The following is a 24,742-nucleotide window of genomic DNA, read 5'->3' as shown; positions in this document are numbered from 1 at the left end:
GGTTTATTTCAATGAATTTTTTAGTTTTTTTGAGTTCAATTGTATATAAGTAAGTTTTAAGGGGAGTCATTAATCTTTAAAATAAGTGCGAAAATATTCTTGATTGTATAGTACAGAAGGATTATTTGGGACATAATTTGCTGCTAAATCATTATGCTTTTTTGCGGTCACTTGATCTCCTAAGCGACTATAGCATAGACATAACTGTAAATGGGGTAACCAAGTGTAACACGCCTGGTTGATAAATGGACTAGTTTCAGGAACACTTACTAATGTAGCAAGTTTGTACCAAGATATTGCTCGTGAATAATCACCTTGTTGAAGATAAATATAGCCTAAACGACAACAGTTTTCTCCTCGTGGGCCATCATAATAAAAAGATTTTAAACAACTGTTTATTGCTTTTTCCCAGTTTTGTAAATTGATAAAGCAATCTGCCATTTTTCCGCAAGCCTGAATACTATCTTCATACCAACCTTTTCCTTCTTTTAAAAATAATTCGTACCATTCGACGGCTTTCTCATATAATTGATTATCAACGCATTCATTTGCATAATAATATTTGTCACGAGGACTTAATTCTTTTCCTGAAGAAATAGCATTTTCATATATTTTTAAATTTCGATCTGAATATTCCTTGTCTTTTTGATGAATAATTGCGGCATCTGATTGAATAATTTCACCATAAACCTCTAAATATTCATGAACGAAACCAATCCATTTAAAGTTTCGTTCTCGTTTAACAATTCGATGTCTCACAGAACTAAAACTCGGATTTCCATTTTCATCAAATGAAAGATGATACTTCATCCCAACAGCATCAACTTTTTTATTAAGCGATTTTTTTAATGCAAGTAACTTATTTGCATTCTCTTCAGTTAGAATATCATCTGCATCTAACCAAATAATATAATCCTTAGTTGCTTTAGAAAATGCAAAGTTTCTTGCCGCTGAAAAATCGTTAATCCATTTAAAGTCATATATAAGACTATTAAAATTTTTAGCAATTTCTTTTGTTTTGTCGGTTGAACCAGTATCAACAATAATAATTTCGTCTACTATATTAGATATAGATGATAAGCATCTGGAAAGTACTGCTTCTTCGTTTTTGACAATCATACAAAGGCTTAAAGTAATCGCATTATTTTTCATATTATCCACCTCAATTTCTATGTTATTAAGGTTGTCAACAAATGGTGTCATTCTTAAAGGTTAAAAAGATTATTGTATTTCTACCTTGAATATGATTAAATAATTAAAATGAATATTACAAATTTTATGAAGAAGAGAGTAATCTTATTTTTATTTTTTAGCGAGTTAGGGATGGTGGAAGCCTAATAGAATGGATAAGGTGAAGCGCACTTCGGAATTGCGGTCTGAAATAATAGTAGGACTTTGCCGGGGAAGACCTCGTTAACAAATTTTAAAGTTGGTTCAATTTAGTTGAACAATTAGAGTGGTACCGCGGATTTTTAAACCCGTCTCTTAGTATAGAGACGGGTTTTTTATTTTGCTTCTTAAATGATTAGAAAGGAATGAGAAAATGAATTATTTAGAAATGTATAGCCAACAAATCGAAAAAGCGTTGAATGGAAAATTAACCTTAACCGAAATCATTTCACTTATTGAAAAACCGAATTATTCAGATCAAGGTGATTTGGCATTTCCATGTTTCCAATTAGCAAAAGCATTAAAAAAATCGCCTGTATTAATTGCCAAAGAAATTGCACCACAAATTGAACATGATTTGATAGAAAAAGTAGAAGCAAATGGACCGTATGTAAACTGTTTTTTGAATAAAAAGTTGGTAAGTAAGCAAGTAATAGATTTAGTTCTAAGTCAAGGGAATGAATATGGTAATCAAGAAGTTGGAATTGGAAAGACAATTGCAATTGATTGTTCTTCTCCAAATATTGCAAAACCATTTTCAATGGGACATTTACGATCTACGATGATTGGAAATTCGATTGCTAAAATAGGAGAAAAAAATGGTTATAAATCTGTAAAAATTAATCACCTTGGAGATTGGGGAACTCAATTCGGAAAATTAATTGTAGCTTATAAACTTTGGGGCAATGAAGAAGATGTAAAAGAGAACCCTATAAAAGAGTTATTAAAATTATATATTAAGTTTCATGAAGTCGTTGAAAATGAACCACATTTGGAAGAAGAAGCAAGAAGTTGGTTTAAGCAATTAGAAGAAAAAAATGAAGAAGCTCTACAATTATGGAAATGGTTCCGTGATGAGTCACTTAAAGAATTCATGTTAGTTTACGATTTATTGGGTGTTAATTTTGATAGTTTTAACGGTGAAGCTTTTTACAATGATAAAATGGATCGAGTTATTGAGCTACTAGAGCAAAAAAACTTATTAGTTGAATCTGACGGTGCTGACGTTGTTGAGTTGACAGAAAAAGAATTACCGCCATGTTTAATTCGAAAATCAGATGGTGCTACATTATATGCTACTAGAGATTTGGCAGCGGCACTTTACAGAAAAGAAACATACGATTTCGATAAAGCGGTTTATGTAGTTGGTGGTGAACAGGCGTTACATTTTGAGCAAGTGTTTACTGTCTTGGATAAAATGGGGTACACTTGGTCAAAAGATATGGTTCATGTACCATTTGGTCTAATCCTACAAAATGGTAAAAAAATGTCTACACGAAAAGGTAAAATCGTCCTTTTAGAAAAAGTAATTGAAGAAGCAATTAACCTTGCAAGTCAAAATATTGCTGAAAAAAATCCTACTTTAAAAAATAAAGATGAAGTTGCCAAAATGGTAGGTGTAGGCGCGATCATATTCCAGGATTTAAAAAATGATCGTATGAATAATATCGAGTTTTCACTAGAACAAATGCTAAAATTTGAAGGTGAAACAGGGCCTTACGTTCAATACTCAATTGCTAGAACAAATTCAATTTTAGAAAAAGCTAATTCAAAGGATTTAAGTAAACAAGAAGGACTTGACGATGCTTATAGCTGGGAAATCATTAAGCTTGTATTGGAGTTTCCAAATAAAGTGTCACGTAGCATTGAGCAATTTGAGCCATCTGTCATCGCTAAATATACAATTGATTTAGCACAAAGTTTTAATAAATATTATGGAAATACACATATTCTAACAAATGATGACCAACTCGAAAGTAGATTATCTTTAATCAAAGTTGTTTCAATTGTTTTAGAAGAAGGTCTAAGACTATTAGGGATTCGTGCTCCAAAAGAGATGTAAAAAGAGACAGGTGTTGAAGAAAAAAATCTTCAATACCTGTCTTTATTTATTGCCTCTGTTAATATTAATTGTTGATTTTATACAAAAAACATTTTAGAGAATTTAAAGTTTAGAATATTAAAAGACATTGATTGGAGTGGATGGTGGGAGAACTTAAGAGCAGGAAGAGCAGGCAAGGCAGGGAAAGTAGGGGTAACTTATAAGGTAGGAATAAAATCTCTAATGTCTTTTAATCTTTTTTCCTTTCTCCTTAATCCTGCCTTTCCTTGTTCCTGCTCTTGAGAGCATCCTGGAACGGAAATCAACCTTCTTTTTTAACAAAGCCTATTTATTAAAGATAATTTAAATATTATACAATCTTTCCAGATATGGCCACATATAGATAGTATTGATTGTAATAATATAAAACAGTTATTGATAATGATTATCATTTACATTTATAATGAATTTAGAGATTATTTAGAGACTAAGGAGAAATCGTTCAATGTCCATATTAGATTTTATTAAAAATAGAAGAACAATCAGAGAGACAAAAAAAGATCCAATTAATATTAAGGTTTTAATGGAGCTACTTGAAGCAGCATCTTATGCTCCGTTCCATAGCAAAGAAGAGCCTTGGCAATTCATTATGATTTCAGAAGAAAAAGAAAAAGAATATTATGCTTCAAAAATTGTTGATAGTTATGAAAGAATGGAATTGACCGAAACATATACAATTGAGAAAATCAAAAAATCAACCGAATTTTTTAAAACATATATTATCGATACACCTATGCATTTAATTATAACGACCGATCATTCTGATAATGAAAAGAAAAATTTAGAAGCAATTGGAGCTACTTGCGCATTTGTACAAAATTTACAATTAGCGGCTTGGGAAAAAAACATTGGAATGGTTTGGCGCACTAATCCTTATATTTTTGATAAACAATTTTATAAAGAAATGGGCATTCCTGAAAATCGAAAAATTTTAGGAGCGCTTCATATCGGTTATATTAGTGTAATGCCAAAGGGAACAAAGAAAAGAAAACATCCGACTGAATGGACTTCTAAGCTTAGTCAAATTATTTCACTTTAAACGATGATAAAATAAAAAGAGAGACTGCCCGCCAAACGCTCGCTTTTTTCGTTGCTTCGCCCGCCTGTGGTGCTCATTACCGTTTAAGGGTAACTCCGCTCCTCACCAGGCTTCGCGCCTCGAAAGGAAACGTTTTCAATCAGTCTGAATATCAGATAAAAGACTTTGTCTACACACTGAAAAGAGAGACTGAAAAGTCTCTCTTTTTTATTCAATCTGTTTTTAATTAAAACACCTTAGTAGTCCAGTTTTCTCCATTCCATACATCCGTAACTAATCCTTCGTAGAATTCAGGCTCGTGACAGATAATTAAAATGCTACCTTTGTACTCTTTTAACGCACGTTTTAGTTCGTCTTTTGCGTCTACATCTAAATGGTTAGTAGGCTCATCGAGAACTAATAGGTTTGTTTCTTGATTGATTAATTTACATAAACGTACTTTTGCCTTTTCTCCACCACTTAGTACAGTAACTTTACTTTCGATATGTTTTGTAGTTAGACCACATTTTGCAAGTGCAGAACGAACTTCATATTGAGTCATTGAAGGGAACTCATCCCAAACTTCATCGATACATGTTTTATTATTATCACTTTTAACTTCTTGTTCGAAGTATCCAATGTGAAGGAATTCGCCGCGCTCAACTTCACCAGAAATTGGTTTAATATCGCCAAGCAAACTACGCATTAAAGTCGTTTTACCGATACCGTTAGCACCAACTAAAGCAATTTTTTGTCCACGTTCCATACGCAGATTTAACGGTTTTGATAGTGGTTCATCATAACCAATTACTAAATCTTTTGCTTCAAATATTAATTTGCCTGAAGTACGGGCCGGTTTAAATTGAAATTCTGGTTTTGGCTTTTCACGTGCAAGCTCAATTACATCCATTTTATCAAGTTTCTTTTGGCGAGACATTGCCATATTACGAGTAGAAACACGAGCTTTATTACGAGCAACGAAATCTTTTAGTTCAGAGATTTCTTGTTGTTGACGTTTATATGCTGATTCTAATTGTGATTTTTTCATTTCGTGAATTGCTTTGAAATTATCATAATCACCTACGTAACGATTTAATTCTTGGTTTTCCATATGATAAATTAAGTTAATTACACTATTTAAAAATGGAATATCATGTGAAATTAAAATAAATGCATTTTCATACTCTTGTAAATAACGTTTTAACCATTCAATATGTTGCTCATCTAAATAGTTAGTAGGCTCATCGAGTAATAAAATGTCTGGTTTTTCTAATAGAAGTTTTGATAGTAGAACCTTTGAACGTTGACCACCAGAAAGTTCCGTTACATCACGATCAAGTCCGATATCTTCTAAACCTAAACCTCGACCAATTTCTTCAACTTTAGCATCAATAATATAGAAATCATTATTTGTTAAAGTATCTTGAAGAACACCTACATCTTCAAGCATTTTCTCCATTTCTTCAGGAGTTGCATCAGCCATTCTTACATATAAATCATTAATTTCATTTTCCATATCAAACATATATTGGAAAGCACTTTTTAATACGTCACGAATAGACATACCTGGTTGCAATACAGCATGCTGATCTAAATAACCAACACGGACTTTTTTAGACCATTCCACCTTACCTTCGTCAGGCTGTAATTTTCCAGTAACAATATTCATGAAAGTTGATTTACCTTCACCATTTGCACCAACTAGTCCAATATGTTCTCCTTTTAATAAACGAAACGATACATCGTTAAAAATTGCACGATCACCGAATCCGTGGCTTAAGTTTTTTACAGTTAAAATACTCATTGATCGACACCTTTTCTATATTTTCATTTTCATATAATAATGTTCTTTGTTAAAGAACGTAATTTAAACAGTCACCTTCTAATTATAGTCTGCAACTAGGGAAGTGTTCAATATTAAATTCAGGAATGGTAAGAGCAGGAAGTACAGGAAAAGTTGGGATAGAACTGGAAAGGTAGAAATAATAGGAAAGTATAGATGTGTTATAGAGTCTAAGAGGAGGAAAAAACAAAATTTATGGAAAAAAATTCCTTTATGTAGTGTTTGTTATCTTCTAATCGACGTAATTATTGTATAATTATTATGAATAAAAAAAATAAAACTGGGCATTAGGAAGTAGGTAATGCAGAAAAGAATTTCTAAGATTTTCAAAAATCACTGCATTTCTGTACCCTTGAGACCTGCCCTTAACTGGAGGGAATTTAATGTTTGGTAAAGTTGCTGCAGATATGCTTGGTTTAAGTGATGTAGGTAGTGTTATTGAACCGAAAAATTACGATAAGGTTGATTCTGATGATTATGTAATGCATGAAGATGATGAGAAAATTTACTTTTTAATTAAATCAAAATCAGATGAGTATTGTTTTACAAATAAAGCATTAATACATCTAGATGGTACTAGTGCAATTAGCAAGAAACGTACTCTACATCGTTATAATTATCATACTCATAAGATTTCACATGTAGTGCTTGAAACAGCGGGTACAATTGATTTAGATGTTGAAATTAAATTCAATATTGGTGGTAGAGAGTTTTCAATTGATGTTCATAAAAAGTTTATTGAAGAATTAAAAGATCTATATAAAGCTTTACTAATGATTGCGGAAATTAGCCATGAAAACGAGTTAGCGCTTGGCTATGCAAAAGAAAGTATTGAATTAGCTTCCACAACATTAGGTCGTGTAACATCTAACGAGAATTCTTTAGTAAACAGTTTTAAAGAAATTAATGAAGCTGCTTTTGAATGGTTAATGAAATCAAGAGAGCAGTATAAAGTTAAAGACTTCGGGTATGTTTTTGAGAAATATATTAATAATTAAATAAAAAGGGATGTCTCATAGAGACATCCCTTCAGTGTGTTGAAAAATATAACGGTCAATATAAAAAAAGGTCATTAAGTGAACTTTATTGATGATAAGTTAGTATTTTTTGATGTTCTTTTAAGAATATAAAAGTTAGTATTTTTGAGCAATATTTATAACTCCGTCAAACTCAAATCATTACTTAGATCATCTTTTTATAAGTTTAAACGATTAAATACTAATTTTTAGAAAAATGAAATCAAATCTTATAAGACGATGCTTTTTTTGAATTTGTCGTTAAACTGATTAAATTTAAATCGTTTTTAATGAATACTTTTTTTGAAGGATAAGTTAATTGGAACGAAAGGATGCTCGACTCCTATGGGAAATGCGGAAAGGCTAAAGACCCCGCAGGCTTGCCGAGGAGGCTCAGGTTTCGCCCCATGGAAAGCGAGAATCCTGTAGTGGAAATGAACATCACTCAACTTCCTTTAGGAAATTTATTTTTAAAGCCTATTACCTAATTTAAGACTGTTGTACCTATCTCTTTTCCTTGACGATTTAAAACAGTAGCAGATGGGCAATGTTTTTTTATTTCTTGTAAAAACATTTCTTCATCTTTTGGTAGTGAAAGTAAAGCAATTCCATAGTTTTTATATTCAATTTTTAATCGTTTGAAAGTCCATGATGGAGATGAAATTGGATTATTTGAAAAGCCAACGGTCCTAATCTCATTTAAAGGAAAGTTATATTTTATAAAACCAAAAGTTGATGTGAGTTCGGTGTCCGTGATTTCATGATATGTTTTAAACAATGCCCATACTAAAATAATTAGTACTGGTAATAAAAGAACAAAGACAACAAGACTCATAATAATCCCTTCAGTTTTCCCTTCAACAATACTAATAATTGGAATTGAAAGAAAGATTGGAACTAAGCTAAGAATTAGAACGACTAATACAGGATTTTTCTTCACTTGAAATTTCATAACGACTCCTTAATTCTATTCTAAAATTTGGTTCAGATGATGTTTCAGATGATCAATATAATCTGTAAATAACCAGCTTAATGTAACTTTTTCATTTTGATTGATTATATATTCAAATTTCCATTGTTCTTCCGTAACATTATCTAGTACATTTTTAAACCGTTTATTAAGTGCAGTCCATAAAGTAATAACTTCGTCTATTGTATAGCAATTTTGATAATCATTTAATTCTACCCATGAATTTTGTTTATAAAGCTCTAAATTTAATTCTTCATTTGATATTAATCTTTCGATAAATCGTTTGTGGTTCATTGTTGCAGAATCGCAAAGATGACCTAATATTTCTTTTTTAGACCACTTTGTAGGATTTGGCTTAAAATCTGTATTTGTTAAAGCAATCATGATTTTTGGAACGGTCTGAATTAGGCTACTAAATTCGTTTAATAAGTTATTCATCTAAATACGCCTCCTTCGTTTCTACTAAGTTATGAATATGTATAAACATTTTTCTTTATGTGTCTTTAGACAAGCCATGTATGAATAGTTTAATAGTAGGACAATCTTGGAGGTGGCTTGATGTTAATCTTTTTACTTTATGTTGGATTGTTAGTTGGAGTGTTAGCTGTATATAAAGATGCCATTAAGCGTGATGTTAGTAATCTTGGTTTTCAGCTGATCGGTTATTATGTACTAGCATCTTTACCATTTCGATTATTTTGGTTACCGATACCATTTGGATTTTTAATTTGCATCTTTTTATTATCTAAACCGATGCTTCGATATAAGAAACAAAAGCAAGTAGCTTGTTTTTTAGGCTTTATTATATTTATTGTAGATGCTTTATTCTAAATGAAGTTTTCATTTAGAATAAAGCTTTTTTTTGTACATTAAGAAATATAACAACGGAGAAAAAAACTCGACGTAGTTGCCATTTTTGCTTGGTTTTTTAAGATTTTTTTGCAAGCTTCATTGCTTTTTCTGTATTCGCAAAATGTAGTTTTGTAAAACTTCTAAGTGCATCAAAACCTTTTAACCGAATAAATTTTGCAGCAGCTTGGTCGACTTTTGCACCTGCACCCTTAGGTAGGGTCATCCCAGCTTTTTCACTTAATAGATCCATTTGTTGTAAGAAAGCATAACGAGCAAGGATCGAGGAAACAGCAACAGATAAATGAATTCCTTCTGCTTTTGTAGCGAATTGAACTTTGTCTCGAATAACTTCTTTCGTCCCTTTTAAATAACCATAATATAAATTTGGAGGAGTAAATTGATCAATTAAAATTGCATCATATTTTTTTCCTTCCAATTTTGAAATCATGTTTCGAATTGCTTGATTATGTAATAAAGCTTTTAATTTGTTCATATTATAGCCTTTTTCCTGCATGGCATTATATTTTTCATTGTGTAATACTAAAAGGCTATATGTAACAACATGAATGATTTCTTTAGCAATTTTACATATTTCATCGTCATTTAATTCTTTAGAATCTTTTACACCTAATTCTTTTAATAATTCAAATTGGCTTGGTTCAACGAAGGATGCAACTACTGTCATAGGACCAAAGTAGTCACCTGTTCCTACTTCATCGCTTCCAATGACTGCAAGACTAGAAAAATTAGATGGCAAAGTAGAATTCGTATTTACTTTCTTAGGTGCTTGTGTAGCAGATTTACCTTCCCACTTATTTGCCTCAGCATCACAATTTGAACCTTGAAACATTACCTTTCCTGACTTATAAGCCGTGATGGTACATCCTGAAGGCTTAGCCATAAAGATTCCACCTTGTGGTACTTTGGGTTGAAGACTATTTTGATAATAATCTTTCATTTTTAAAAGAGTATCCTGAGAAACAGTTAAAACAATGTTTGACATATATTTCCCCTTTATTTTGTATAATTTCCAATACTTTCGTTTGTATTGAATTTCATGTTATAGTTAAGGTTAGAATGTTTATAGCTGAATGGAGGTATGAAGTTGTCCAATTCTTCATCAAAACAAAAACTAAATGTGACTATCTATGGGCAACATTACTCAATTACTGGTGATGAGTCAACTGAGCATATTCGCCGTGTTGCCTCAATTGTAGATGAAAAAATGAAAGAAATAAATCATAAAAATCCATTTTTAGATACAAATAAATTAGCTGTTTTAACGGCAATTAATATTGTTAGTGATTATCTAAAATTACAAGAAAGAGCTGAATTGCTCGAAAAACTACTACTTGAAAAAGAAACGAAAAGTGAGAAGAACAACGATGATTGATTTAATTATTATTATTATATTTATTTTAGGAATTTTAACAGGATGGAAAAGAGGGTTTATTAGCAGTCTAATACGCATAATAGGTTTTTTACTATCCTTATATTTAGCTTATCATTATTATGAACAGGTAGCTACTTCGCTTAAAAAAATATTTCCAATTCACATAAGTGGAAGTCAGATCGTAAATGTAGAGCAATTTATTTATGAAATTATTGCATTTGCATTGTTGTTTATTGGGACAAGAATTGTTATATCTTTTCTTGGTTCTTTATTAAACGGAGTGTTTCAATTACCAGTTTTAAAGCAATTGAATTCTTTCTTAGGAGGAATTTTAGGCTTTATTGAAGTTTATTTGTTTTCGTTACTGGCATTATTTATTGCTTTAATCATTCCAGTCGATTCACTTCACATATTATTACATAAATCAAATATCGCTTATGTGATGGTTCAACATACGCCATTTGTATCAAGTCAATTGAAGGAGTTATGGAGCGGGTTATCTAGCTCAGAAATTCTTTAATAGAACGAAACGATCAACCAAATTTTACGGTATAAGTAAATTAAGTAGGTGACTAAGATGCATAAAAAGGAATTAATTAAATTACTAGAACAAATTGCAACTTATATGGAATTAAAAGGTGAAAATACCTTTAAAATATCGGCCTTTCGAAAAGCAGCAAATGCAATAGAAACGGATGAAAGAAGTCTTGAGCAAATTGATGATTTCACTGCAATAAAAGGAATTGGTAAAGGTACTTCTGCAGTTATTTTAGAATACATTGAAACTGGAAAAAGTTCAGTGTTAGAAGAATTACAAGAATCATTACCGAAAACTTTACTGCCTTTATTACGACTACCAGGATTAGGTGGCAAAAAAGTAGCAAAGCTTTATCAATCATTACAAATTGAAAGCATGGAGCAGTTAAAGGAAGCATGTTTAAGCGGTAAGTTACAAGGTTTAGCTGGATTCGGGAAGAAGACAGAGAAAAATATTTTAGAATCGATCGAAGAATTCGGAAAGCAGCCTGAACGTTTACCGTTAGCTGATGTTTTACCGATTGCTAGTAAAATTGAAACTTATTTAGCAGAAATGAATGATGTAGAGAAATATTCTAGAGCAGGGAGCTTACGAAGAGTACGTGAAACTGTAAAGGATTTAGATTTTATTATCGCATCCACGAAACCAGAAAGCATAAAAGAACAATTACTTTCCATGCCTGACATTATTCGAGTAATCGCACAAGGTGATACAAAGGTTTCACTTGTATTAAAAGGTGTTGAATATGAGATTTCTGTTGATTTCCGCATTATTCAACCAAAGGAGTTTGCAACAACACTACACCACTTTACAGGTTCAAAAGACCATAATGTTGCAATGCGTCAATTAGCGAAAGATCGTGATGAAAAAATTAGTGAATATGGCGTTGAGAATGTTAAGACTGGAGAGGTTTTAACGTTTGAAAATGAAGAAGATTTTTATGCTCACTTTAATTTACCATGTTTCCCGCCTGAGATTCGTGAGGATGGAAAGGAAGTTTCAACCTTTACAAATAATTATCCATTGATTCGTTTAGAAGATATTAAATCTGATTTACATATGCACTCTACTTGGAGTGATGGTGGATATTCGATTGAAGAAATGGCAGATGCGTGCCGTGCAAAAGGCTATAAATATATTGTAATAACAGACCATTCACAATATTTAAAGGTAGCGAATGGTTTAACACCTGAACGTCTATGGAAGCAAAAAGAAGAGATTCAGCGTGTAAATGAAAAATACACTGATTTTACAATTCTTCATGGGGTAGAAATGGATATTTTACCGGATGGTTCATTAGATTACGAAGATGATGTATTACGTTCACTTGATTTTGTTATTGCATCAATCCATTCTAGCTTTAGTCAAGATGAAGAAACAATCATGATGCGTTTAAAAAATGCAATGAGAAATCCTTACGTTAGCATGATTGGACATCCAACAGGTCGAAAAATTGGCAGAAGAGCTGGTTATAAAGTAAATGCTGAGGAACTAATTTCTGTGGCGAAAAAAACAGGTACAATTTTAGAATTAAATGCAAATCCAAATCGATTAGATTTAAATAAAGAAATGTTGATGATGGCTCAAGAAGCTGGTGTAATGCTATCAATTAATACTGATGCACATAATATTGATATGCTAGAGCATATGTCTGTCGGAGTAAGTGCGGCCAAGAAGGCTTGGTTAAAAAGAGAAAATATTGTAAATACATTTGAATTACACGAACTTTTAAGTTTGATTGAAAGGAAACGTGGTCGAGTGTAAGGAGGTTCGGGGTATGCAACGTACGTTAAGAGTTTTAGAGTACGATAAAATAAAAGAGCAATTGATTAAACACGCTTCATCATCATTAGGTAAGGAACGGATTAAAAACCTTTTACCTAGTACAGATTTTGATGAAGTTGTCGATCTTCATGAATCAACTGACGAAGCAGTGAAAGTTATTCGTCTAAGAGGGAATGTTCCACTTGGTGGATTAACTGACATTAGAATGCAAGTAAAAAGAGCAGATATTGGTGGTACGCTTTCACCAACTGAGTTAATAGCGATTTCAGGTGTTACGTATGCCGGACGTCAAATGATTCGCTTTATTGAAGGACTGATCGAAAGTGAAGTAGAGATTCCATATTTAGAATCATTAAGCGAACAGATTATTCCATTACTAGAACTAGATAAAAATATTAAAGCGGCAATTGGCGACAATGGTGAAGTTTTAGATGATGCAAGTGTGACACTTCGTATGATTCGTGGACAAGTTCGAACAGCTGAGGCACGCATTCGTGAAAAGTTAGAAAGCTTAACTAGAGGAACAAATGCACAAAAAATGTTATCAGATGCGATTGTTACAATTCGTAATGACCGCTTTGTTATTCCCGTAAAACAAGAGTATCGCCATGTTTATGGTGGTATTGTTCATGATCAATCTTCATCTGGTCAAACGTTATTCATTGAACCACAAGCTGTAGTAACATTAAACAATAGTCTACAAGAAGCTAAAGTAAAAGAAGAGCAAGAAATTGAAAAAATACTGATGGCATTAACAGGTCAAGTAGCGGAAGCATCAGCCGATTTATTACAAAACGTTGAAATTCTAGCTGAAATGGATTTCTTATTTGCAAAAGCAAATTATTCACATGCTATAAAAGCAAGTAAACCAATTTTAAACAATGACCGATACTTTAAATTAAAAAAAGCGCGTCATCCACTCATTCCTAGAGATGTGGTTGTTGCAAATGATATTGAATTAGGTAAGGATTTTTCAACGATTGTTATTACTGGTCCAAATACAGGGGGTAAAACTGTTACATTAAAAACAATCGGGATTTGTGTTTTAATGGCACAATCTGGTTTACAAATTCCTGCGTTAGATGGTTCAGAAATTTGTGTATTTGAGCAAATCTTTGCTGATATTGGTGATGAGCAATCAATCGAACAGAGCTTAAGTACATTTTCTTCTCATATGGTAAACATTGTAGATATCTTAAAATATGTCAATCATAATAGCCTTGTTTTATTTGATGAATTAGGAGCTGGAACTGATCCTGGAGAAGGAGCAGCTTTGGCAATCTCAATCTTGGATGAAGTAAGTGAATTTGGAGCTAGAGTAGTAGCTACTACACATTATCCAGAACTTAAAGCATATAGTTACAATCGAGAGCATGTGATGAATGCAAGTGTTGAATTTGATGTAGAAACATTAAGTCCGACTTATCGATTATTGATCGGGGTTCCTGGTAGAAGTAATGCTTTTGAGATTTCTAGAAGATTAGGCTTATCAAATCGTGTAATTGAAAAAGCAAGAAATCATATAAGTGAAGAAAGCAATGAAGTTGAAAATATGATTGCATCTTTAGAAACAAGTAGAAAAAGTGCAGAATCTGAATGGAAAGAAGCAGAAGACTTCCGTAAAGAATCAGAACGTATTTTCAAAGACTTACAGAAGCAGATGATGGAATTCTACGAACACCGTGATGAATTATATCGTGGTGCACAGGAAGAAGCGAAAAAACGTATTAAAGTAGCACAACAAGAAGCTGAGGATATTATTAAAGAACTTAGAGAGCTAAAAGCTAGCGAGTTATCTTCAATTAAGGATCATGAATTAATTGAGGCGAGAACTCGTTTAGAAGGGGCAATTCCTTATGCTCCTAAGAAAACAATTCCTCAAGCAGCTCCAAAGAAACAAAGAAAACTCCGTGAAGGTGACGAAGTAAAAGTCATAAGCTTTAATCAAAAAGGTACTCTACTTGAACAAATTAGTGATGGTGAGTGGCAAGTTCAGCTTGGAATTATTAAGATGAAGGTTAAAGAAAATGATATTGAATATATTAGTACACCGAAAGAAGTAAAAGAACGAACTGTAACATCAGTAAAAGGGAAGGATTTCCATGTAAATCTAGAATTAGATTTAAGAGGAGAACGATATGAAGATGCGTTAATTCGTGTTGAAAAATATATCGACGATGCTTTATTAGCTGGTTACCCAAGAATTAATATTATTCATGGAAAAGGAACTGGTGCATTACGACAAGGTGTACAGGAATACTTAAAAAAACACAGATCGGTTAAATCCTATCGATATGGAGCAGCATCTGAAGGTGGAATAGGTGTTACAGTAGTTGATTTAAAATAAGGTAAAAGGTCTAAAGGGGATCTACGATGGAAAAGTTGGCAAAAATATTATTTGCAGTTTGTGCTGTATTTCTAATTTGGGGAATTTTGTACGTGACAGTTATTAAATAAAGTAATTAGAGGCTATCATCATTATCGTATTTTTAATGATTTATGTAGGTTTTAAAATAGTAATTCTACATAAAAGTTATTTGAGATTACATAATCGAGTTAGTCTCTTTTTTAATTGAAAGGTGAAGTGGATTGAAGAAAGTCATTTTAGCATTAGTCATCTTTGTTATTGCATTTGTTGGATTTAATGGTTTTCATCATAAGCCTAAAAAAAAGATAATTGTAAGTAAAGATGTTATTGTACAAAGAGATGTGCGTTACACAAACCCTGTTGAAGTTCCGCAAACCTTTGATATATACCGGTCTAAAAATTTTCGTGGTCCTTCACCTACGTTAATATTTGTTCATGGTGGTTCTTGGAGGTATGGAAGCAAAGAGTTAAACAAACGCTGGAAAACGATTTTTAATGAAATTGTGAATGATGGCTATACTGCAATTAGTATTGATTATACACTTTATTCTAAAGAAAATTATTCTTATGATTTTCCTGTACGTGATGTGAAAACGGCAATAAATTTTATTTATAAAAATTCAACTGAATTAGGAATTGATCGAAAGCAAATCGGTTTGGCAGGTGCTTCAGCTGGAGGTCATTTAGCCTTATTAACTGGTCTTCAGCCTGATATACAAAATAAATTAAAGTATATAATAGCTTGGTATCCTATATCAGATTTAACAACTATGAATCAATCACCTTCTTCTAGAAGTACAGAAATTGTTGATAAATATATGAACAGTACCGTAGGGCAAATGACAGATGAGTATAATCGAATGAGTCCAATACAATATGTAGAACATACCAAAATTCCAATTTTTATAGTACATGGTACAGGCGATAAGCTTGTTCCTTTTAGTCAGTCGGAAAGATTCGCTAAAAAGAATCCAAAAATGGTTACTTTGATTGCTCTCAAGAACGGAAATCATGGATTTACGAATCTTTCGATACAAAAATCTACGAATGATACGATAAATTATTTAAAAGCCAGATTAAAAAAGTAGGGAAACAAATGATTCATTTAAAAGAAGTGCATTCTCTAACAGATGAACATTGGAAGCTTTTGTTACTAGCTGATCCGTCAAAAAAAATGGTAGATGAATATATTCATAAGAGTAATATTTATGAATCGGTTATAGAAAATTTAGTTGTAGGTGTAATGGTTCTAGTAGAGAATTCTAATCATGAGACTGAAATAAAAAATATTGCAGTCGATCCATCCTTTCAAGGGAAAGGGATTGGAAAAAGTTTAATCCAATTAGGAATAAGGGAATCTAAGAAACTAGGTTATTCTAAAATTTCAATATGTACTGGTAATTCAAGTATTTACCAAATAGCATTGTATCAAAAATGTGGATTTCAATTAACAACAATTTTTCATGATTTTTTTATTCATCATTATGAAGAGGAAATATGGGAAAATGGGTTACAATGTAAAGACTTGATGAAGCTTGAACTAAATATATAGAAAAGAGCTAACTAGGATTAGAAACTTAGTTAGCTCTTTTTATTATTCTATATAAGGTTTCACATACATAACGTAAGTATCACGGTCTTGATCAACTTCATTAGAAATTTGCTCATAAACTTGATGATCGATTGTGAGATATGTTGATTGAAGCCACGAAAGTAGATCTGATTCATCTCCGCTTCCATAAAAATGAATCTCTTCAAACGTATCAACATCCCTAATCTCGATTCCAAGCGGTCTATTTGAGGTATAAAAAGGAGTGTTTTCCAAGTCAGATTCAATTACTTCAATGACATAGCGGTCTTCTTCAATATAAGAGCCCCTGTTCTCGTATACGAAACCGTTTAATATAAAATAATCACAGTATCTTCTTGTAAAGATTTGAACTTTTGATAAAAAAGGAAAATGGTAAATAGGTCTTGTAAGATCACCGTCAACTAATCGATATTCAAGAACAAAAATATTGTCTGTATTAAACATGGTAAGACTCCTTTTAAAATTGTATATACATAAGTATATAACAAAGTCTAGGATAGAATTGTATGAATTTATATCATTAAATGGACAATCAAATGTCAAAAAACATTGTTCAGGGGAACATCTGATTAGTGGGAGTTAATTCGTTTTTTCAAGTTTTGCTAGTTGCTAGTTTTTATATACAGTAAGAGTCTGGTTAGTTTAGTATAGAATAGAACGTATAATTTGTGGAGGGAGATCCATATGTCAAAATCATCATTATTAATGAAAAAAGTTAGTATCGCATTAACTAGTGGATTAGCAGCAAGTACATTAGCCGGCTGTGGTTCTACACAAAATGCAAATATTCCGGATAAGCCGAAAAATGACGATTGCCGTGATTGGGAATTCGATGATGACGAAGGTGTTTGGGTATGTGATGACCATAACAGTCATTATTATCATAGTTACTATCATGGGGGGATATTTTTTCCAACGAGAAAAGCACTACATGGTAGTCCATCATACAAAAGCTATAAATCTTCTAGTAGTTATGCAGGTCATACTTCGTCTTCTAAGAAAAGTGGTTTTGGAAAAGGCTCATTTGGAGGATTTGGTGGTTAAAAATGGATAATGCCAATTTGCAAAATCATCAACAAAAGCGTAAGGAAATTTTTAATAAACTACCAGAATTTTGGGCTGATTTACAAGATTCATATTATGCATTATTGGACTACTATCCATTTACAAAAAAGCAAGTAGATGAAATTCATTTGATAACTGAACAAATTGGTAAAATTTATGATAAGACTGCTAGTTTAATGAGGCAGCTTCCAGATGATATTTTTTATATGCTTGGTTATTCGAAGGAAATTGTCCCTTATTTACGTCATAAAACGATTGAAAGTGAAGGGATTATTAGAAGGATAGATCTTGTTTGTACTGAATTTGGATGGAAACATTATGAATGTAATAGTGATACACCAACTTTTATAATGGAAACACACCATGTTAATGGATTTATTACGGATTATTTCAATTTAAAAAATCCAAATGAACAAAGTGAGCTTAAATTATCTAAAGTCATAAATCAAATCGTGAATAAAAGTATAAAAGGTCTAGATCAGCCGATTATTGTCTTTACTGCTCATGGAGGTCATGAAGAAGATTGGAAAACAACAAAGTATATTCAATCTTTATACGAAGGTAAAAGTCAGTTAATTCCATTAGAAGAATTACAAATCGTTGAAAATGATGGACTGTATACACCAAAAGGGGAAAGAATACACATACTTTATCGCCAAACGTATCCTATTGAACAGCTTGAGCTGGATCAATCTCCAGATGGTACAAAAATTGGTTTATCATTATTAGAGCTTGTAAAAAGTGGTAAATTAATTATCTTTAATCCTCTTTCTTCATTTTTACTACAATCAAAAGCTGTTCAAGCATTAATATGGAATTTACATTTAGAAAAATCAGATGTGTATACAAGCAAAGAGCATGACATGATTCGTAAATATTTCTTACCTACTTTCTTAGAGCCGGATTACTTTATTGAAAATAAACTTCCATATGTTGAGAAACCAGCATTCGGTCGTGAAGGAGATTCAATCAAGATTATAAATGATGGAATTTACCAACAAAGTAAAGAAAATAATTATCGGGATCAAGTAATGGTATATCAACAATTTGCGCCTTTACCGAAGAGAAAAGTTATGACCCCCGAAGGAATGTTAGATTTACATATATTGGTAGGTAGTTTTCTAATTAAAGAAGAATATGGTGCCATTGGTGTCCGTGCAGGAAATATTATTACCGGTAATGAAAGTTGTTTTTTACCCGTAGGAATTGTTGATGATGAAAAATAAAGTTAGTCAGGAGTTGAGAAATTAAATGGAAAGTTTCGTTAGTACATTGCTTTATTTAGGTTCAGGACTAATTCTCTTATTTATTGGATTTATAGCATTTACTTTTAGCACAAAAATGAGTGAGCAAAAATTAATATTAGAGGATGGCAATATTGCTGTTGCATTAAAATTAGCTGGGAAGCTAGTTGGGTTAGCAATTGTCATTATGTCTTCCGCAAAGTATTCAGTAAGTTTCACAGACTTTATTATTTGGAGCTTAATTGGTGTCTTAGCTCAAATGGTTACATATTGGATTGCTGAATTTATATTATTTCCAAAAGTATCATTTGCTAAAAAGGTTGAAGAGGGAAATATTGCAGTAGCTATTTTATTATTCACGTTAAGTGTTACAGTTGGATTATTAATTTCAGGAAGTATTTCATATTAATTAGTACAGAGAGAATGCTAAAATAGCATTCTCTTTTTCTACAATCTTTAACAATTTACAAATTTTTCCTTTTATTAAAATATAATTATATGTATGCTTAATAATATAAGTAATACTGTTAAATAGTTTTACAAGAGTAAGTTAAATCTTGTTTTAAACTACAGAAAGGGGAAAAGGTATGACATTAGAAATTAAGCAACTTTCTAAAAGTTTTGGAACTACAAATGCCGTTAATCAATTGTCATTAACTTTGCCTACAGGAAGTGTATTAGGCTTATTAGGTAGGAATGGAGCGGGAAAAACAACAACTATAAAAATGTTAATAGGGCTTCTTACACCTACAAACGGAGAAATAACTTGGGATGGTAGCCCATTTAAAAATTCTAAGGTTAAGATAGGCTATTTACCAGAAGAAAGAGGTTTATTTACAAAAAGTAAGGTAAATGATCAGCTTAAATATTTTGGGAAATTAGAAGGTATGTCTAATAAAGAGGTTGATGAAGCAATAACGTATTGGTTAGATCGTTTAGAAATACCACATTATCGAAACAAAAAGGCTGGAGAGCTTTCAAAAGGTAATCAACAAAAAATTCAATTAATTGTAACTTTATTACATAACCCTGAGTTAATTATTTTAGATGAGCCTTTTAGTGGGCTAGATCCAGTTAATGCGGAGCTAATGGCCTCAATCATTACCGAACAAATTCAGGCTGGGAAAACGGTTATATTATCGAGCCACCGTATGGATCAAGTTGAAGCTTTTTGCGAACATGTTTGTATTCTTAAGAATGGAAATGTAGTCGCGGAAGGTAGTTTAAGTAGATTAAAAGAAGAATATGGCTATAGAAATTTAATTTTAGAGGATATCGAGTCGATCAGACAGTTACTGGATTCAAATAATTTAAATTATGAACAAAAGCAATTAGGAATTTACGTAAAAGTGAAAAATGATGAGGAAGCTTTTATGATTTTAAATCGTATTAAGTCGGACTTGGGTTCTATTAAGAAGTTTCAATTATTAGAGCCTACACTAAATGATATCTTTATAGAGAGGGCGAAATAAATGAAGAAATTTAGTACGGTCTTTTTATTTCATTTACGTGAAGGTCTGATGGCTAGAGCGACTATGATTATGAGTGTTATTTTATTCGTATTAGTCGTTGGAATATTTGGAGTACAAAAGTATTTTGCGAGTACGGAAAAAGATAACAAGGATAAAGATAAAATTGTTTTAATAAATAAATCAGTTAATTACTCATTAGATCCTACGGATTTAAATAAAACAATTAAAACTGCTAAATTAGAGCAAGGTGATTCAACGAAAGAAAAGAATTTAAAAAAACAAGTTGAAGAAGGTTCAATTGATGGGCTAATGATAATTTCCGAAAAGAATAATGTACCGTCAATTCAATATACATATAAAAAGTTTTCAAATAGTGAAGCTCTTTCAGTGTTAAATATGACATTGCAACAAAATTACTTAAATAAAACGGCCCAAGACTTAAAGCTTTCGCCTGAATCAGCAGCAAAGTTATTACAAAAAGTAGAAGTTAATGAAAATGTACTAAAAAATCCGATGGCAACATTCGGAATAGCTTACTTTTTTGGATTTTTACTCTATATGTTTCTACTAATTTATGGAAACTCAATTGCAACAGGAATTGTAGCTGAAAAGTCTTCTAGGGTAATGGAAGTAATACTACCGAAAGTAAGTCCTGTCGTGACTTTATATGGAAGAGTCATTGCAGTATTCTTTGTAGCTTGCACTCAATTAATTGTATTAGGAATAGGATTTTTATTTGCTAATTTATTAGGGTGGGTGAATACTAATGCAATTTCATTCATTGGGATGAAAATTGATTTAGAAGCATTAGATGCACCAACTATTATCGCTTTTGTCGTTTATTTCATGCTAGGATATTTAATTTATGGATTACTTTATGCTGCAATTGGGTCAGTTGTTTCAAGAACGGAAGAACTTCAAATGGTTCTGATGCCAGTGACATTTTTAGTTGTAGCAGCGTTCTTTATTAGTATTAATGCATTAGTAAACCCAAATGGAACATTTGTTCAAATTAGCTCATACATTCCTTTTTTTGCACCACTTGTAGCATTTTCTAGATTTGTAAGCGGAGAAATGAATTTTATAGAAATAAGTGCTAGTATTTTAATCTTAATCGTAACAATTTTGATCTTAACTCGTATTGCTAGTCGTATTTATGTAAACGGGGTAATGTATTATAGTGAAAAAGTGAAATGGAAAGATGTAGCTAGGTTATTAAAAAGACAATAAAAAAAGGATGCCTATGGCATCCTTTTTTATTCCTTAGGATCATGAATAGTATTTTTGTCTATTTTATCAATCGTATGTTTAACACCATAACCTTTATTTACAGATAATACAAAAGCTCCAAACACCACAAAAATAATAATCCCACTAACGATATATACGCCTGTCATTATATAACCTCCATTTTATTTCATGGTATTTAATAAAAATTGCCTTTCTTATAAATAACCCCAAATCATACATAGTAAAGTGCCAAATACAGTAACTAATGCGATAGAAAGAGCATAATAGATGTTCGTATAAATAGCACGTTTATCATTGGTTTCACCCGCGTGCATAAAAACAACTAATTGAAGCCCAGCTTGAAAAAATGCTGTAATTAGCAAGATGGTCATTCCAACTGTAAATGACAGCTTGAAGAAATAGACTACAAGAGCGACTCCAGTAAGAATTAATGAGAAGGCAAAGCCTTTGATTTGTTTCAGGGGAAATAGTTCTCTCATCTGTTACATCAATCCTTTCAAATACACAAAGCTGAAAATAAAGATCCAAACTACGTCTAAGAAATGCCAATAAAGTGAGAAGATAAATGTTTTATTAGCTGTTTCAGGAGTCAGACCACGTTTTTTAACCTGTAGGAGAAGAAATAAACCCCAGAAAAAGCCAAATGTAACGTGAGCTCCGTGAGTTCCTAAAGTAGTCATAAGTATTGCAGTAAAGGCGCTAGTTTGAAGGTCTGCACCGATATGAATATAGTGCATAAACTCAGTAATTTCGAAGCCTAAAAAAACTAAACCTAATAGAAGTGTGACTGCAAGAAAAACCATTAAAGGTTTTTTTCGACCTAATCGCATTGCATGAACGCATAATCCAATCACAAAACTAGATGTTAGTAGTACAAACGTTTCAATTAATACCGGACTTAATTCAAAAATTTGTGCACCTGTTGGCCCGTTATCAGTTCGGTGAACTAAAGTGAAATACGATGCAAACAATGTACCGAAAAGCATGATTTCTGCTCCAAGAAAGATCCAAAAACCTAGTATATTAATTTGATTTTGTTCGGTTCTATACTCTAATGGTAGCGAGTTTTCTAATTTCAAGATTAAGCACCTCGCAATTCTTTTTCTTTTTCAACAATTTTATCTACAGGAATGTAATAGCCATTATCAATTGTGAATGAACGGTAGGCCAAAAATCCAAAAATACTAATTGTAGATACGATTAAAGGAATCCACATACTGAAAATAAACGTAAATCCCCATATGAAGATTAGACAACTTAAAATAAAAGGAGCGCCGCTGTTGTTAGGCATATGAATTTTCTTATATTCCCCATTAAATAATGATTTCTCTGTTTTTTTAGCATCCCAGAAAGCTTCAATTGAATCTGCTTCAGGCAGTATTGCAAAGTTATAATCTGGTACTGGACTGTGAGTAGCCCATTCTAGCGTACGGGCATCCCAAGGATCAGAGCTAATATTTCTAGATGCGTAACGAGTACTATAATAAATGTTATAAACAATCAGTATAAATCCTATAGCTAATCCAATGGCCCCAATAAATGAAACGAAATTTAAAGGTCCAAATCCAGTTGATTCTGAGTAAGCGTACATTCGTCGAGCTTGCCCATTTAAACCTGTAAAGAACATGGGGAAAAATGTTACATTAAAGCTAATTGCAATAAACCAAAACGCCCATTTCCCAATGCGCTCGTTTAGCATGAAACCGAACATTTTAGGCCACCAATATGTGATTCCTGCAATCATAGCAAACACTACACCAGGAATAATCGTGTAATGGAAATGAGCTACAAGGAACATTGTATTATGATATTGATAGTCTGCAGCAGACATCCCTAACATTACACCAGTAACACCACCGATTGTGAAAATCGGAATAAAACCGACAGAATAGAGCATTGGAACTGTAAATTTGATTTTTCCTCGCCAAAGAGTAAATAACCAGTTGAAAATTTTAACACCGGTTGGAATGGCTATTGCCATAGTTGTGATCGAAAAAATGCTGTTTGTTAAAGCCCCTTGACCCATCGTAAAAAAATGATGTGTCCATACAAGGAAAGAAAGGAATGATATAATAACCATTGAAGCTACCATTGATTTATATCCATAAAGATTACGGCGAGCAAAGGTTGAAATGATCTCACTGTATACTCCGAATGCTGGTAATATTAAAATATAAACCTCTGGATGCCCCCACGCCCAGAAAAGGTTTGCCCAAAGCATATCCATGCCACCATTTGTAGTAGTAAAGAAATTTGTACCAAATAGTCGATCCATTGTTCCCATTAAAAGAGCTACTGTTAAAATCGGAAAAGCAAATACAACAATCACGTTAGCAACTAGAGCTGACCATGAGAAAATAGGCATTTTCATCAATGTGATACTTGGTGCTCTCATTTTAAGAATTGTCGTGATAAAGTTGATACCGGAAATTAACGTACCAAGTCCTGCGATTTGAAGTGCGATCATGTAATAATTGGTACCGACAGATTTACTTAATTCATTTCCAGCAAGTGGGAAATAAGAAGTCCAGCCTGCGTCAGGTGATCCCCCAATTACGAAAGAAATGTTTAAGAGCATCGCCCCCATAAAAAATAACCAGAAACTTAATGCATTTAGCCGCGGAAAAGCAACGTCACGTGCTCCAATTTGAAGTGGAACTACGAAATTCATTAATGCATATATGAAAGGCATCGCCATAAATATAATCATAACTAGGCCATGTGTAGTAAAGACCTCGTTATAGTGCTGTGCATCTAACAAATGATTTTCAGGAACTGCGGTTTGAGCTCTCATCATTAATGCATCAACACCACCACGAAATAACATAAGTAATGCCGATAGTAAATACATAATACCAATTCGTTTATGATCAACAGTCGTTAACCACTCTCTCCATAAATAACCCCATTTCTTAAAATAGGTTAATCCTGCAAGAATCGCAATTACCGTCACACCAATCGCAATCATTGATGCGTAAATTGCTAAACTTGCATGGGGTATAGCGAATCGATCGAAGTAATTCATATTTTACGAAGCTCCTTTCGGAAATAAAATTTCTAATGTT

At 32.3% G+C, this 24,742-nt stretch carries 25 protein-coding genes and 1 other annotated feature; of the genes, 15 read left to right on the top strand and 10 right to left on the bottom strand.

From position 1 onward, the window contains the following. Positions 1-69 precede the first annotated feature (69 nt). Entirely contained in the window at positions 70-1,152 is a 1,083-nt protein-coding gene (locus B7R67_RS06025; protein WP_235822102.1) for a tetratricopeptide repeat-containing glycosyltransferase family 2 protein, read from the bottom strand. A 117-nt stretch (positions 1,153-1,269) separates the two neighbouring features. Further along, positions 1,270-1,489, top strand: a binding site (T-box leader). Between the two features lie 54 nt (positions 1,490-1,543). Between B7R67_RS06025 and argS the strand changes: the two genes are divergently transcribed. Together argS and B7R67_RS06015 are read left to right on the top strand one after the other, a co-directional pair. After that, on the top strand, positions 1,544-3,232 hold the full coding sequence (gene argS, locus B7R67_RS06020) for an arginine--tRNA ligase (protein WP_088068515.1): 1,689 nt from the start codon (positions 1,544-1,546) through the stop codon (positions 3,230-3,232). A 484-nt stretch (positions 3,233-3,716) separates the two neighbouring features. Further along, the gene (locus B7R67_RS06015) at positions 3,717-4,310 is read left to right on the top strand and encodes a nitroreductase family protein (RefSeq protein WP_088068513.1); all 594 of its coding nucleotides are present in this window, start codon (positions 3,717-3,719) and stop codon (positions 4,308-4,310) included. 226 nt (positions 4,311-4,536) lie between these two features. Here the strand turns inward: B7R67_RS06015 and B7R67_RS06010 are convergent, their stop codons facing one another. Then, positions 4,537-6,093, bottom strand: coding sequence for an ABC-F family ATP-binding cassette domain-containing protein (locus tag B7R67_RS06010; protein WP_088068511.1), 1,557 nt, complete (start codon positions 6,091-6,093; stop codon positions 4,537-4,539). A 422-nt stretch (positions 6,094-6,515) separates the two neighbouring features. On the opposite strand from B7R67_RS06010, the gene B7R67_RS06005 reads away from it, so the two are divergent. After that, on the top strand, positions 6,516-7,130 hold the full coding sequence (locus B7R67_RS06005; protein WP_088068509.1) for a PH domain-containing protein: 615 nt from the start codon (positions 6,516-6,518) through the stop codon (positions 7,128-7,130). A gap of 502 nt (positions 7,131-7,632) precedes the next feature. Here B7R67_RS06005 and B7R67_RS06000 read toward each other — a convergent pair. Beyond that, entirely contained in the window at positions 7,633-8,100 is a 468-nt protein-coding gene (locus tag B7R67_RS06000) for a PH domain-containing protein (RefSeq protein WP_088068507.1), read from the bottom strand. A 15-nt stretch (positions 8,101-8,115) separates the two neighbouring features. Further along, positions 8,116-8,556 (bottom strand): DinB family protein, encoded by a 441-nt coding sequence (locus tag B7R67_RS05995; protein WP_088068506.1) that lies wholly within the window; start codon positions 8,554-8,556, stop codon positions 8,116-8,118. A gap of 120 nt (positions 8,557-8,676) precedes the next feature. Between B7R67_RS05995 and B7R67_RS05990 the strand changes: the two genes are divergently transcribed. Beyond that, positions 8,677-8,949 (top strand): hypothetical protein, encoded by a 273-nt coding sequence (locus tag B7R67_RS05990; RefSeq protein ID WP_088068504.1) that lies wholly within the window; start codon positions 8,677-8,679, stop codon positions 8,947-8,949. A gap of 97 nt (positions 8,950-9,046) precedes the next feature. On the opposite strand, the gene rnhC is transcribed toward B7R67_RS05990, so the two are convergent. Next, positions 9,047-9,973, bottom strand: coding sequence for a ribonuclease HIII (rnhC, locus tag B7R67_RS05985; RefSeq protein WP_088068502.1), 927 nt, complete (start codon positions 9,971-9,973; stop codon positions 9,047-9,049). A 102-nt stretch (positions 9,974-10,075) separates the two neighbouring features. Between rnhC and zapA the strand changes: the two genes are divergently transcribed. From zapA to B7R67_RS05955, 6 genes are all read left to right on the top strand, one after another. Continuing rightward, positions 10,076-10,363: a cell division protein ZapA gene (gene zapA / locus B7R67_RS05980; RefSeq protein WP_235822101.1), complete on the top strand. Its 288-nt coding sequence runs from the start codon at positions 10,076-10,078 to the stop codon at positions 10,361-10,363. Beyond that, complete coding sequence (locus B7R67_RS05975) at positions 10,356-10,883, top strand: CvpA family protein (protein WP_088068499.1); 528 nt, start codon at positions 10,356-10,358, stop codon at positions 10,881-10,883. Before zapA ends, B7R67_RS05975 begins: the two co-directional genes overlap by 8 nt. 48 nt (positions 10,884-10,931) lie before the next feature. Then, the gene (gene polX, locus B7R67_RS05970) at positions 10,932-12,665 is read left to right on the top strand and encodes a DNA polymerase/3'-5' exonuclease PolX (RefSeq protein WP_208615631.1); all 1,734 of its coding nucleotides are present in this window, start codon (positions 10,932-10,934) and stop codon (positions 12,663-12,665) included. Positions 12,666-12,678: 13 nt separating this feature from the next. Continuing rightward, positions 12,679-15,033, top strand: coding sequence for an endonuclease MutS2 (locus tag B7R67_RS05965; RefSeq protein ID WP_088068495.1), 2,355 nt, complete (start codon positions 12,679-12,681; stop codon positions 15,031-15,033). A 242-nt stretch (positions 15,034-15,275) separates the two neighbouring features. Further along, positions 15,276-16,142: an alpha/beta hydrolase gene (locus B7R67_RS05960; RefSeq protein ID WP_088068493.1), complete on the top strand. Its 867-nt coding sequence runs from the start codon at positions 15,276-15,278 to the stop codon at positions 16,140-16,142. Between the two features lie 8 nt (positions 16,143-16,150). Next, a complete protein-coding gene (locus B7R67_RS05955) occupies positions 16,151-16,606 on the top strand; it encodes a GNAT family N-acetyltransferase (protein ID WP_088068491.1) in 456 nt (151 codons plus the stop codon). Positions 16,607-16,648: 42 nt separating this feature from the next. Here the strand turns inward: B7R67_RS05955 and B7R67_RS05950 are convergent, their stop codons facing one another. Then, positions 16,649-17,089, bottom strand: a complete 441-nt coding sequence (locus B7R67_RS05950; RefSeq protein WP_088068489.1) for a hypothetical protein — start codon at positions 17,087-17,089, stop codon at positions 16,649-16,651. A 240-nt stretch (positions 17,090-17,329) separates the two neighbouring features. Between B7R67_RS05950 and B7R67_RS05945 the strand changes: the two genes are divergently transcribed. From B7R67_RS05945 to B7R67_RS05925, 5 genes are all read left to right on the top strand, one after another. After that, the gene (locus tag B7R67_RS05945) at positions 17,330-17,689 is read left to right on the top strand and encodes an aminotransferase yhxA (RefSeq protein ID WP_088068487.1); all 360 of its coding nucleotides are present in this window, start codon (positions 17,330-17,332) and stop codon (positions 17,687-17,689) included. Between the two features lie 2 nt (positions 17,690-17,691). Further along, entirely contained in the window at positions 17,692-18,936 is a 1,245-nt protein-coding gene (locus tag B7R67_RS05940) for a glutathionylspermidine synthase family protein (RefSeq protein ID WP_088068485.1), read from the top strand. Between the two features lie 25 nt (positions 18,937-18,961). Continuing rightward, positions 18,962-19,363 (top strand): DUF350 domain-containing protein, encoded by a 402-nt coding sequence (locus B7R67_RS05935; RefSeq protein WP_088068483.1) that lies wholly within the window; start codon positions 18,962-18,964, stop codon positions 19,361-19,363. Between the two features lie 178 nt (positions 19,364-19,541). Continuing rightward, entirely contained in the window at positions 19,542-20,426 is an 885-nt protein-coding gene (locus B7R67_RS05930; protein ID WP_088068481.1) for an ABC transporter ATP-binding protein, read from the top strand. After that, positions 20,427-21,656: an ABC transporter permease gene (locus B7R67_RS05925; protein WP_088068479.1), complete on the top strand. Its 1,230-nt coding sequence runs from the start codon at positions 20,427-20,429 to the stop codon at positions 21,654-21,656. A 26-nt stretch (positions 21,657-21,682) separates the two neighbouring features. Here the strand turns inward: B7R67_RS05925 and ytzI are convergent, their stop codons facing one another. From ytzI to qoxB, 4 genes are read right to left on the bottom strand one after another with little or no spacing between them, the layout of a single operon-like run. Then, entirely contained in the window at positions 21,683-21,823 is a 141-nt protein-coding gene (ytzI, locus tag B7R67_RS05920) for a YtzI protein (RefSeq protein ID WP_088068477.1), read from the bottom strand. A gap of 48 nt (positions 21,824-21,871) precedes the next feature. Continuing rightward, positions 21,872-22,156 (bottom strand): cytochrome aa3 quinol oxidase subunit IV, encoded by a 285-nt coding sequence (gene qoxD, locus B7R67_RS05915; protein ID WP_088068475.1) that lies wholly within the window; start codon positions 22,154-22,156, stop codon positions 21,872-21,874. Between the two features lie 3 nt (positions 22,157-22,159). Then, the gene (qoxC, locus tag B7R67_RS05910; RefSeq protein ID WP_088068473.1) at positions 22,160-22,756 is read right to left on the bottom strand and encodes a cytochrome aa3 quinol oxidase subunit III; all 597 of its coding nucleotides are present in this window, start codon (positions 22,754-22,756) and stop codon (positions 22,160-22,162) included. A gap of 2 nt (positions 22,757-22,758) precedes the next feature. After that, on the bottom strand, positions 22,759-24,702 hold the full coding sequence (gene qoxB / locus B7R67_RS05905; RefSeq protein ID WP_088068471.1) for a cytochrome aa3 quinol oxidase subunit I: 1,944 nt from the start codon (positions 24,700-24,702) through the stop codon (positions 22,759-22,761). Positions 24,703-24,742 lie beyond the last annotated feature (40 nt).

The sequence above is a fragment of the Gottfriedia luciferensis genome, from assembly GCF_002156865.1.
GTDB lineage: Bacteria > Bacillota > Bacilli > Bacillales > Bacillaceae_G > Gottfriedia > Gottfriedia luciferensis.
The sequence above is the reverse complement of the archived record's forward strand: the minus strand, read 5'-3'. Positions and strand labels throughout refer to the sequence as shown.

What these genes read in the sequence shown, in the direction of transcription:
- qoxD (WP_088068475.1), bottom strand. Translation starts at nt 22,156, where the DNA reads ATGAGAGAACTATTTCCCCTGAAACAAATCAAAGGCTTTGCCTTCTCA.
- B7R67_RS05990 (WP_088068504.1), top strand. Translation starts at nt 8,677, where the DNA reads ATGTTAATCTTTTTACTTTATGTTGGATTGTTAGTTGGAGTGTTAGCT.
- argS (WP_088068515.1), top strand. Translation starts at nt 1,544, where the DNA reads ATGAATTATTTAGAAATGTATAGCCAACAAATCGAAAAAGCGTTGAAT.
- B7R67_RS06000 (WP_088068507.1), bottom strand. Translation starts at nt 8,100, where the DNA reads ATGAAATTTCAAGTGAAGAAAAATCCTGTATTAGTCGTTCTAATTCTT.
- B7R67_RS05945 (WP_088068487.1), top strand. Translation starts at nt 17,330, where the DNA reads ATGTCAAAATCATCATTATTAATGAAAAAAGTTAGTATCGCATTAACT.
- qoxB (WP_088068471.1), bottom strand. Translation starts at nt 24,702, where the DNA reads ATGAATTACTTCGATCGATTCGCTATACCCCATGCAAGTTTAGCAATT.
- B7R67_RS05995 (WP_088068506.1), bottom strand. Translation starts at nt 8,556, where the DNA reads ATGAATAACTTATTAAACGAATTTAGTAGCCTAATTCAGACCGTTCCA.
- ytzI (WP_088068477.1), bottom strand. Translation starts at nt 21,823, where the DNA reads ATGACAGGCGTATATATCGTTAGTGGGATTATTATTTTTGTGGTGTTT.
- B7R67_RS05935 (WP_088068483.1), top strand. Translation starts at nt 18,962, where the DNA reads ATGGAAAGTTTCGTTAGTACATTGCTTTATTTAGGTTCAGGACTAATT.
- rnhC (WP_088068502.1), bottom strand. Translation starts at nt 9,973, where the DNA reads ATGTCAAACATTGTTTTAACTGTTTCTCAGGATACTCTTTTAAAAATG.
- B7R67_RS05975 (WP_088068499.1), top strand. Translation starts at nt 10,356, where the DNA reads ATGATTGATTTAATTATTATTATTATATTTATTTTAGGAATTTTAACA.
- B7R67_RS05925 (WP_088068479.1), top strand. Translation starts at nt 20,427, where the DNA reads ATGAAGAAATTTAGTACGGTCTTTTTATTTCATTTACGTGAAGGTCTG.
- B7R67_RS06015 (WP_088068513.1), top strand. Translation starts at nt 3,717, where the DNA reads ATGTCCATATTAGATTTTATTAAAAATAGAAGAACAATCAGAGAGACA.
- B7R67_RS05940 (WP_088068485.1), top strand. Translation starts at nt 17,692, where the DNA reads ATGGATAATGCCAATTTGCAAAATCATCAACAAAAGCGTAAGGAAATT.
- B7R67_RS05950 (WP_088068489.1), bottom strand. Translation starts at nt 17,089, where the DNA reads ATGTTTAATACAGACAATATTTTTGTTCTTGAATATCGATTAGTTGAC.
- B7R67_RS06010 (WP_088068511.1), bottom strand. Translation starts at nt 6,093, where the DNA reads ATGAGTATTTTAACTGTAAAAAACTTAAGCCACGGATTCGGTGATCGT.
- B7R67_RS05930 (WP_088068481.1), top strand. Translation starts at nt 19,542, where the DNA reads ATGACATTAGAAATTAAGCAACTTTCTAAAAGTTTTGGAACTACAAAT.
- B7R67_RS06005 (WP_088068509.1), top strand. Translation starts at nt 6,516, where the DNA reads ATGTTTGGTAAAGTTGCTGCAGATATGCTTGGTTTAAGTGATGTAGGT.
- B7R67_RS05965 (WP_088068495.1), top strand. Translation starts at nt 12,679, where the DNA reads ATGCAACGTACGTTAAGAGTTTTAGAGTACGATAAAATAAAAGAGCAA.
- B7R67_RS06025 (WP_235822102.1), bottom strand. Translation starts at nt 1,152, where the DNA reads ATGAAAAATAATGCGATTACTTTAAGCCTTTGTATGATTGTCAAAAAC.
- B7R67_RS05955 (WP_088068491.1), top strand. Translation starts at nt 16,151, where the DNA reads ATGATTCATTTAAAAGAAGTGCATTCTCTAACAGATGAACATTGGAAG.